Origin of the sequence: Stenotrophomonas sp. HMWF023 (assembly GCF_003060985.1) — a bacterium.
GTDB classification, from domain to species: Bacteria; Pseudomonadota; Gammaproteobacteria; order Xanthomonadales; family Xanthomonadaceae; genus Stenotrophomonas; species Stenotrophomonas lactitubi.
In genome coordinates, this window is sequence record NZ_QAIJ01000063.1 from 1 (window position 1) to 4,608 (window position 4,608).

A 4,608-nucleotide genomic window follows, 5' to 3' on the forward strand; every position below is an offset into this window, starting at 1 on the left:
CGCCATCCCACGGAACGCCCGCTGTTGCCGTTGCCGTTGCGGGTGCCGGGCGCAGCCCGGCCAAGCCCCCCCTTCCCCATACCCCGCCGAATGGGTATACAGTCGACCCGTACCGGCATCGTGCCGGAATGAACCCTGGGAGGGGACCATGCGCAAGACCTTCAAGACCCTGCTGCTGGCGCTGCCGCTGTGCTTGGCCGCGCTCTCCGCGCAGGCCGCCGACAGTGCCGCCGGCCGCTGGAAGACCATCGACGACAAGACCGGCAAGGTGAAGTCGATCGTCGAGATCAGCCAGGCCGCCAACGGCACGCTGACCGGCCGTGTGGTCGAGATCCTGCATTCGGACAAGGGCCCGAACCCGGTCTGCGACGGTTGTGAAGGCGCCAACAAGAACAAGCCGGTGCGCGGCATGACCATCCTCTGGAACCTGGCCCAGGACAAGGGCAGCACCAGCAAGTGGTCCGGCGGCACCATCCTCGACCCGGGCAACGGCAAGACCTACAAGTCCAAGCTGGAGCTCCAGTCCGGTGGCACCAAGCTGGATGTGGCCGGCTGCATCGCCTTCATCTGCCGCACGCAGACCTGGTTGCGCGAGTAAGCGCAGCGGTCCTGCACGGCCCCCAGTGACCCGGCTCCGGCCGGGTCACCGCGTTGCGGGCATGCGATAATCCCCGGTTCCCCCTGGCTGCACCCCGTGACCATGACCCGTACCGCGCTCGTCACCACCGCCCTGCCCTACGCCAACGGCCCGCTGCACCTGGGCCACCTGGTCGGCTACATCCAGGCTGACATCTGGGTGCGTGCGCGTCGAATGAGCGGCGGCAAGGCCTGGTTCGTGTGCGCCGACGACACCCACGGCACGCCGATCATGCTGGCTGCGGAGAAGGCCGGGGTCACCCCGGAAGCCTTCATCGCCAACATCCAGGCCAGTCACGAACGCGATTTCGCCGCCTTTGGCGTCGCCTTCGACCATTACGACTCGACCAATTCGGCGGCCAACAAGGCGCTGACCGAGGCGTTCTACCTGAAGCTGGAAGCCGCTGGCCACATCAGCCGCCGTTCGGTGGCGCAGTTCTACGACCCGGCCAAGGGCATGTTCCTGCCCGACCGCTACGTCAAGGGCATCTGCCCCAACTGCGGCAGCGCCGACCAGTACGGCGACAACTGCGAAGTCTGCGGTGCCACCTATGCGCCGACCGACCTGAAGGAACCGCGCTCGGTGATCTCCGGGGCCACCCCGGAAATGCGCGATTCCGAGCACTTCTTCTTCGAGGTCGGCCACTTCGACGGCTTCCTGCGCGACTGGCTGGCCGGCGATGTCGCCCTGCCCGGCGTGAAGGCCAAGCTCGGTGAATGGCTCAACGCCGAAGGTGGCCTGCGTGCGTGGGACATCTCGCGCGATGCGCCGTACTTCGGCTTCGAGATTCCCGGCCAGCCGGGCAAGTACTTCTACGTCTGGCTGGACGCGCCCATCGGCTACCTGTCCAGCTTCCAGACCCTGTGCGGCAAGATCGGCGAGGACTTCGAAGCGCACCTGCGTGCCGGCACCAGCACCGAGCTGCATCATTTCCTCGGCAAGGACATCGTCAATTTCCACGGCCTGTTCTGGCCGGCGGTGCTGCACGGCACCGGCCACCGCGCGCCGACCCGCCTGCACGTCAACGGCTACCTGACCGTCGATGGCGCGAAGATGAGCAAGTCACGCGGCACCTTCGTGATGGCGCGTACGTTCCTGGATGCCGGCCTGGAACCGGAGGCGCTGCGTTACTACTTCGCCGCCAAGTCCGGTGGCGGCGTCGACGACCTCGACCTGAACCTGGGCGACTTCATCGCCCGCGTCAACGCCGATCTGGTCGGCAAGTTCGTCAACCTCGCCAGCCGCTGTGCCGGTTTCATCAGCAAGCGCTTCGATGGCCAGTTGGCCGCGCAGCTGCCCGACGCGGCGCAGTACCAGCGCTTCGTCGATGGCTTGGCGCCGATCCGTGAAGCCTACGAGCGCAACGACCCGGCCGCGGCGATCCGCCTGACCATGACCCTGGCCGATGAAGCCAACCGCTACATCGATGACGTCAAGCCGTGGGTGATCGCCAAGCAGGAAGGCGCCGACGCGCAGCTGCAGGCGGTCTGCAGCCAGGGCCTGAATCTGTTCCGCGTGCTGGTCACTGCCTTGAAGCCGGTGCTGCCGTCCACCGCCGCGCAGGCCGAGGCCTTCCTGGCTGCACCGGTGAATGACTGGACCGAGTTGGCGCAGCCGCTGCTGGGCCACCGCATCACCGAATACACCCCGCTGTTCACCCGTATCGACCCGAAGAAGATTGACGCCATGATCGACGCCTCCAAGGACACCCTGACCGCTGCCGCTGCAGCCCCCGCAGCGAAGGTTGAGGCCGCCAAGCCTGCCGCACCGGTGGTGGCCAAGGACGAAGCAAACAGCGCTGACACGCCGGCCTACATCGGCATCGACGACTTCGCCAAGCTCGACCTGCGCATCGGCAAGGTGCTGGTGTGCGAGTTCGTGGAAGGCTCGGACAAGCTGCTGCGTTTCGAACTGGATGCCGGCGAACTCGGCAAGCGCCAGATCTTCTCCGGCATCCGCGCCAGCTACGGCGAGCCGGAAGCGCTGGTCGGCCGCAGCGTGGTGTTCATCGCCAACCTGGCCCCGCGCAAGATGCGCTTCGGCCTGAGCGAAGGCATGATCCTGTCGGCCGGTTTCGATGGCGGCGCGCTGGCGCTGCTGGACGCCGACAGCAGCGCGCAGCCGGGCATGCCGGTGCGTTGATGCAACACGGGCGCGGCCCCGGCCGCGCCCGGTCATGAGCACCGCGAAGGGAGGTACCGTGATGGGAGATGCTGCGTTGGAACTGGCGCTGTTCGACTTCGACCACACCGTTACCACCTGCGACACCTATGGCCGCTTCCTGCGCCGGGTCGCCACCGCCGAACAGCTGGCACAGGCCTGGTGGAAAGTCGGCCCCTGGCTGCTGGCCTACAAGCTGAAGCTGATCTCCGCCGAGCGCATCCGCGCACGGGTGACCCGGTTGACCTTCAGCGAGCGCCACGCTGATGACATCGAGACGCTGGCGGCGGGCTTTTCCCGCGAGTTCCTGCCCGATGTCGTGCGCCCGGAAATGCTGGAGCAGATCCGCTGGCACAAGGAGCAGCAGCACACCGTAGTGGTGGTGTCCGGTTCACTGGACCTGTACCTGCGGCCGTGGTGCGAACAACTGGGCCTGCAGCTGATCTGCAATCGGCTGGAAAGCGAAAGCGGACGCCTGACCGGCCGCTACGCCGGTGGCGATTGTGGTCCGCGCAAGGTCGAGCACATCCGTCGCCAGTTCGATCTGGCACGCTACACACGCATCCATGCCTACGGTGACAGCGCCGAGGATCGTCCGATGCTGGCCCTGGCGCACGAGCGCTGGTACCGCGGCAAACCCCTGAAGTAACCCGACGCGCAGCCTTCGCCACGCATGAGCCTGATTCCGCCCCTGACCGAACGCCTGGACCGCTTGCTGCCGCAGACCCAATGCGGACAATGCGGCTACGACGGCTGTCGCCCGTATGCGCAGGCGATGGCACGTGGCGAGGTTGGCGTGGATCGTTGTCCGCCGGGTGGCGATGCCGGGGCGCGGGCGTTGGCGCAGGTGCTGGGTGTGCCGGCGGCGCCGTTTGATCGCAATCGTGGCGAGCACAAGGCGCCGCAGGTGGCGTTGATCGTGGAGGCTGACTGCATCGGCTGCACGAAGTGCATACAGGCGTGTCCGGTGGATGCGATCGTCGGTGGGGCGAAGTACATGCATACGGTGATTGCGGATCTGTGCACGGGGTGCGAGTTGTGTATTCCGCCGTGTCCGGTGGATTGCATCGAGCTGGTGTTGGCGTAGGTTTTTTTTGCGACGCGGCGGCGTCGCGTTGCGCTGAGAGCAACAGCAACGGCAACGGCAAGAGCCGTCGGCTGGCTGGGTTTCATGGTCTGGGCTGGTGGGCGGGGGCAAGCGGGACACGCCGTGAACCCATCCATGGGGGCTCGATGGCGCCATCCATGGCGCCAACGGTCCCGCTTGCCCCCGCCCACCAGCCCCCGACAGATATCCGTGGCGGACGGTCGAGCAAGTGCGACTGCAACTGCAACTGCAACTGCAACGTCAATTGCAGAAGCAGGAGCGTGGGTTTGGTATTTGAATGGTGTGGCCCAGCTTTTGGTGGGTGCGGACCTTGGTCCGCACTATCTGTCCGACGTCATGGACCTTCGTCGCAAACGACCTGCCCTGTGCACGCTGGCAACTGCCGAATCACGATGCATGTCGCAGATTGCCCGATCATTCGCGACCCTTGCGCCAGCTGCGCTTGAGGCTGTTCAACAGCATGCAAGAATGCTGAAAGCGTCTTGATGGTGCGAGCAATGCAACGCGTCTGATTGGCATTCCGCCACAGCGGGTTTACAGATGGTGAGCCACCGGAAAAGGGTGGCCGGGCTTCGAAAACCCGTTTTGTCGAAAGTTGTTTACGCTTGCCAGTCGGCGTCACTTTGGGTGGCGCCGGCTGGCAATCCGTCTGCCGGCTATGGCGGGCGGGGCGTGGGGGCCTTCGGGCCAGCCGGCGCCACCC

The 4,608-nt window shown here is 66.0% G+C and carries 4 protein-coding genes; all 4 read left to right on the top strand.

Annotation, left to right across the window (positions count from 1 at the left end):
* Nucleotides 1-148 precede the first annotated feature (148 nt).
* Nucleotides 149-598, top strand: coding sequence for a DUF2147 domain-containing protein (locus tag DBR20_RS02570; protein WP_108265081.1), 450 nt, complete (start codon nucleotides 149-151; stop codon nucleotides 596-598).
* A 102-nt stretch (nucleotides 599-700) separates the two neighbouring features.
* The gene (metG, locus tag DBR20_RS02575; RefSeq protein ID WP_108265083.1) at nucleotides 701-2,779 is read left to right on the top strand and encodes a methionine--tRNA ligase; all 2,079 of its coding nucleotides are present in this window, start codon (nucleotides 701-703) and stop codon (nucleotides 2,777-2,779) included.
* Between the two features lie 76 nt (nucleotides 2,780-2,855).
* The gene (locus DBR20_RS02580; protein ID WP_165378631.1) at nucleotides 2,856-3,446 is read left to right on the top strand and encodes an HAD family hydrolase; all 591 of its coding nucleotides are present in this window, start codon (nucleotides 2,856-2,858) and stop codon (nucleotides 3,444-3,446) included.
* Between the two features lie 24 nt (nucleotides 3,447-3,470).
* Complete coding sequence (rnfB, locus tag DBR20_RS02585; RefSeq protein WP_108265082.1) at nucleotides 3,471-3,884, top strand: Rnf electron transport complex subunit RnfB; 414 nt, start codon at nucleotides 3,471-3,473, stop codon at nucleotides 3,882-3,884.
* Nucleotides 3,885-4,608 lie beyond the last annotated feature (724 nt).

Coding starts and splice junctions, on each gene's coding strand:
- rnfB (WP_108265082.1), top strand. CDS start 3,471: ATGAGCCTGATTCCGCCCCTGACCGAACGCCTGGACCGCTTGCTGCCG.
- DBR20_RS02570 (WP_108265081.1), top strand. CDS start 149: ATGCGCAAGACCTTCAAGACCCTGCTGCTGGCGCTGCCGCTGTGCTTG.
- metG (WP_108265083.1), top strand. CDS start 701: ATGACCCGTACCGCGCTCGTCACCACCGCCCTGCCCTACGCCAACGGC.